Consider the following 5,061-nt stretch of genomic DNA (forward strand, 5'->3'; position numbering starts at 1 on the left):
AGGGGTGGCCGGCTGGGAGGCGGCGGGGGCGTCGCTGCTCTTGTCGGAGGCCGTCGGGTCGCCGCCGGAGTCGGAGCAGGCGGTGAGGGCGAAGGGCAGGACGGCGGCCGTGGCGACGGCGAGAGCGGTACGACGCAAACGCAGCGTGTTCGACATGATCGGAATCTCCTGTTGTGTTCTATTGAATGGGCAAAGGTGGATTGTGTGTCGGCGCGGGTCGGACCGCGCCGACAAGCCGGGGCGTGACCTGCCGGTCGTTACGTGGTGACGAAGACGCTGTGCCAGCCGCTCGCGCCGTCGGGGATGGTCCTTTTGCGTTCTTCGGTCTGGACCTGGCCGGTTCCGTCGGTGGCGCGGACGGTGAGGTTGTGGCCGCCCGGTGTCGGTTTCCACGGGAACGACCACTGGCGCCAGGTGTCCTGGTTGGCCTGGGGGGCGAGGTCCGCAGTCTGCCAAGGTCCGTCGTCGATGCGGACTTCGACGCGGTCGATGCCGCGGTGCTGGGCCCAGGCGACGCCGGCGACCGTCACCACTTCGCCCGTGGGCCGGGCGAAGGGCTTGGGGGTGTCGATGCGGGCCTGCGTCTTGATGGGGGCCTTGCGGGCCCACTTGCGTTTGACCCAGTACGGGTCGTAGGAGTCGAAGGTGGTGAGCTCGATCTCCTGGATCCACTTGCAGGCCGACACGTACCCGTACAGGCCGGGGACGAGCATCCGGACGGGAAAGCCGTGGTCGAAGGGGAGCGGTTCTCCGTTCATCCCGACCGCCAGGATCGCGTCCCGGCCGTCCATCACGTCCTCGACCGGTGAGCCCAGCGTCATGCCGTCGACGGAGCGGGCGACCAACTGGTCCGCGCTGCCGCCCCGGGACGGCGCCTTGACCCCGCACTCCTTGAGCAGGTCGTCCAGGCGCACGCCGAGCCAGCGGGCATGGCCGATGTAGGGTCCGCCGACCTCGTTGGAGACGCAGGTAAGGGTGATGTCCCGCTCGATGAGGGGCCGGTTCAGCAGTTCCTGGAACGTGTACGTACGGGGACGGGCGACGCCCTTGCCGCGGATACGCAACCGCCAGGTGTCCGCGTCCACCTTCGGGACGACCAGTGCGGTGTCCACCCGGTAGAAGTCCTTGTTCGCAGTGGTGAAGGTGCTGATGCCCTCCACTTTCAGTTGCGCTCCGGCCGGCAGCGCGGGGGCCGCGGAGGCGGGTGCGGGCAGTTTGATCGCGGCACGGGATGCTGCGGCGCCCTGGCCGCTCCTGCCGATGAGCGCGCGCCCCACGGCGCCGGCGCCGGTGGCCGCGAGGGCGGTGACGGCGGCCGCGGTGAGGAAGCCCCGCCGCGACGAGCCCCCTGGGTCGGCCCCTGTACCGGCGGGAGAGCTGCCGGATGTGAGTTTCCCGGCCAGGAGGTGGAGGACGGCGGCGCCTGTGAGCGCGCCGGCCACGGAAGGAAGGGCGTCCGCGATCCCTTGGGCATCGGGCCTGCTCAGTGCGGCAGCCGCGCCGATCACACCGAAGAGCAGGACACCCGCGGCGCCGCCTCGTCTGTGGCGCAGGGAGACGATGCCGAGGAAGACGCCGAGGAGACCGAGGACGGCCAGGATGCCGAGCTGGAGGACGACCTTGTCGTTCTCGCCGAACGTACGGATCGCGAAGTCCTTGACCGCGGCAGGCGTCCGGTCGATGGCGGCGCCGCCCACGACGGTCACCGGGCCGGCCTGCGGCCGGACGAGAGAGGCCACGAGCTCGGCCACGGCCAGCGCCGTATACCCGGCCAACAGACCGGACACGGCGCCCAGCGCGTTACGGGCGAGGGATTTGCGGAAGGTACTCACAGCCCTCATTCGCTGTGCTCCATCCGAGGGATTGGTCGCTTGCGCGATCAATCGGTTCTCGCATTCCTCCCCGAGGCCCCCGGGATCGAGGGCCGGGAGCCGAGGGAAGCCACCACGCTGCCGCTGGGCCGCACCAGCTACGAGGCGTTCAGCGCGGCAAAAACGTGTCTTCGACGCCGTCCACCGGACCCCGAGGGTTTCTCCACGACCAACCCGTACCTGCAAGTCGATCAGGAACCGGTTGCCTCGTCCTCGTTCTCGTCCTCGGCGGCCTGCTCTGCGCCGTCCTCGTCCCGCACCCGGACGACGCAGGACGGCCAGGGCCGGCCCGCCCTTCCCGTGTCGGGTTCTCGTCGCACGCGGTTCGGTCGGGCGGGGGCGGAGAGTGTTTCAGGCGGCCAGGGTCATCAGCAGCAGGGGGGTGCTGGTGGGCTGGGGGGAGCCCGAGGAAGGTTCGAGGGTGAGGCCGATGGCGCCGGCGTCGGCGGGGTCGCCGTCGAGGAGGACGGTGCCGTTGGCGTGGATGAATCCGGCCGGGTGCATGGTGCCGTCGATGTCGAGCCACAGCTGGTAGGTCCTACCCGGTGCGGGCGTGGGCAGGCCGGTGGCGGTGAAGACGGCCCGGTTCTGCCGTTTGGAGGCGACGACGGTCGTCAAGGCTCCGTTGGTGGCACGGCCGTGCGTGGCGCGGGCGTCCGGCGCGGCCAGCACCGCGGTGACGGACGCGAGTTGCTGTTCGGCCTGGCGGGCCCGCTGAGCGGACTCTTGGCCCTCCTGGTGCTGCAAGGCGGCAAGACCTGCGAAGGACGCGGCGGCTGCCAGGCCGGCGGCGAGGGCGACGGGTACGGCCTTGCGCCGGAGCATGGTGGCGAGCCGCTTGGCCGGTGCGGTGGCGGGCAACGGAGGAGGGAGCTGGCGGATACCGTCGATGGCGGTCAGCGTTCGTGTCTTCATGGCGGCGGGTGGGGTTCGGGCGGTGGCGGCGGCGAGCCGTGCCGCGGTGGCCTCGAACTCGGCCACCTCCTGACGGCATACCGCGCAGTGCGGCAAGTGGTCGCTGAAAGCCACGCGTTCCGCGGGGTCCAGGGCGTGCAGTGCGTAGGCGGCGGCCAGGGTGTGGACATCGGTGTGGTGCGGGTTCATGCGGTCACCCCCATGCAGTCGCGGAGTCGGATCAGTCCGTCGCGCATGCGTGTCTTGATGGTGGGAAGCGGTGTACTCAGGGACTCGGGGACCTCACGGTAGGTGAGCCCCTGGTAGCAGGCCAGGGTCACGGCCTGGCGCTGAAGATCGTGCGTCGTACGGGGCTGTAACGGCCTCCTTGTCGCTGTGGGCGACCTGTCGCATGACCTCGGGGAGGCCGATGTGGCTGCCCGGAGAGCCTTGCCCGAAGGGGGCGGACCGAGTCACAGGAGGACCTCCGGTCGGGACGACCAACGGTGGCCGGCTGCGCCCGGTCCGGGGTGTCCATCGCATACGAGCCCTTCGCTGCGGGTGCGGCACCGGGTCGGCGCGGGAGCGGTCCGGTCCTGGATCCATCCAGGGATGGTCCGACTGTTCTTCGGAGCCGACACGCGCATGGATGGGGGGACATCTCATCACGGGAGGGGGCTCTCGTTCCCCCAGGAGGGTGAAACGGGCGATCCGGGCCAGGCCGGACGCCTCATGGCCGCGAACGGCGAGGTGAGGGGCATGCGGGTCTGGCCCCTTCCCGGTCGTACGGGATGTCCGGACGACCGAGATGTTCCCTTTACAAGGAGGCAACGCAATGCTTCGTGTCCTCAAGAGCCTGGCAGTGGCCGCGGCGGCCGGATCCATGATGATCGGCGGAGCTTCACTGGCGGCGGCCGACGCGGGCGCGCAGGGCGTGGCCGCCCACTCGCCCGGTGTGGCGTCGGGCAACCTGATCCAGATTCCGATCCACATCCCCGTCAACGTGTGCGGAAACACCCTGAGCGTCATCGGCCTGCTGAACCCGTCGTTCGGCAACACCTGCGTCAACGCCTGACCCGGTATTCCTGACGGACTCCGGTCCGGCGCCGAGGCACGGGGAGGCGCCGGACCGGCGGCTCGTTCCGTCGCGCGGGCGGCAGGTCTTCCGAGACCTTCCGTCGCACACGCAGCGCGCGGCCCGGAACGGGATCGCTGCGGGCGGCTGACGGCACAGTCGCCCGCAGTACCCCTGGAGACCAGCACCGAGCCGGCCCTCGGGATGCCACATCCGACGGCCCCGGAACCCGGGCTCCACAGCACGATGGAAGAGGGAGCCCAGGCACTGGTGCGACCGGAGGAGCGCGCTGCGCACGCTGCTGCTGTGCCTGGTGCCGGTCCCCGGCCGGCCCGCCTGATCGAACGTCGTCCACGCCGGCTCCTGCCGCCTCACCGGGGGTGGCCACCGTGAACACCGTCATCGTCTCGGACCGAACCCCGCCGCGGCCACGGACCGGGACCAAGTCCTCGCCACGCTCAGGTACGCGCCCGACAGTGACGGTATGCCCCTGCAACCAGGCCGCCGGGGCGTGGACAGCCCCACGACACGGATGCCGGCGCACAAGTCCTGAGCCCTCCGCCACGACGAAGTCATTCGTTCGGGGGACGGACCAATCCGCCGGGTGGGTGCTGCCGAATGCCGTGTGTGAGCAGCTTCCGCACCACCCTCACCCGGGCCCGCATCGGGGCCCTGTCCGGCCTGCCGGCCGGTTTCACCGCGCCGGCGGTGGCCGAGCCGACCGCTGCCCCGGTGCGGCCCGCGGCCGGTCCGGTGACGGTGGTCGGAGGCGCGGCCATCGACCGATCTCCCTCCGGGGGTGAGGACTTCGGGATCCGCGCATTCGGGGAGAACGACAACTTCGTTTCTCCGACGCGGCGTCCGTCCTTCTTCCGCCGGCCCTGCGCGCGATCGCGCGGGCCCGTTCGCCACGCGGCTTCCCGGCGGAGCGAGTGGCCGGAACCGCGTCTTCGTCGCCGCACCCCAAACCACCGGACCGGCCTCCCCGTGTCCGACCTGGTAGCACGACCAACGGGTGACAAAACCCTGATCAATATCAATGCGTCCAAGGAGCAAACAATCATGAACAGCATGCGGATCCGCCGTACCGCGCTCGCCGTCACCGCCGCGGCGGTGCTGCCCTTCTCGCTGGCCGCCTGCTCGGATTCCGGCAGCGATGCCAAGGCCTCCTCCACCCCCACCGCAGGTGACGCCGCCAAGACGGGCGAGAGCGCTCCTGCC

Annotated in this window: 3 protein-coding genes and 1 pseudogene; 1 reads left to right on the plus strand and 3 read right to left on the minus strand. The window is 70.7% G+C overall.

Going from position 1 to position 5,061, the window contains the following annotated elements; all coding sequences use genetic code 11:
* Window positions 1-257: 257 nt before the first annotated feature.
* The 3 genes and pseudogenes from ACFVS6_RS42760 to ACFVS6_RS42770 form a co-directional block, all read right to left on the minus strand.
* Window positions 258-1,841: a molybdopterin-dependent oxidoreductase gene (locus ACFVS6_RS42760; RefSeq protein ID WP_389711942.1), complete on the minus strand. Its 1,584-nt coding sequence runs from the start codon at window positions 1,839-1,841 to the stop codon at window positions 258-260.
* 381 nt (window positions 1,842-2,222) lie between these two features.
* Entirely contained in the window at window positions 2,223-2,975 is a 753-nt protein-coding gene (locus ACFVS6_RS42765; RefSeq protein ID WP_389711943.1) for an anti-sigma factor, read from the minus strand.
* Window positions 2,972-3,136: pseudogene (locus tag ACFVS6_RS42770) on the minus strand (sigma factor-like helix-turn-helix DNA-binding protein); the annotation flags it as partial. The gene ACFVS6_RS42765 and the pseudogene ACFVS6_RS42770, both read right to left, overlap by 4 nt.
* 464 nt (window positions 3,137-3,600) lie before the next feature.
* Between ACFVS6_RS42770 and ACFVS6_RS42775 the strand changes: the two are divergent.
* A complete protein-coding gene (locus ACFVS6_RS42775; protein ID WP_389711944.1) occupies window positions 3,601-3,840 on the plus strand; it encodes a chaplin in 240 nt (79 codons plus the stop codon).
* The last annotated feature ends 1,221 nt before the right edge of the window (window positions 3,841-5,061 follow it).

The sequence above is a fragment of the Streptomyces sp. NPDC057939 genome (assembly GCF_042887545.1).
Taxonomy (GTDB): domain Bacteria; phylum Actinomycetota; class Actinomycetes; order Streptomycetales; family Streptomycetaceae; genus Streptomyces.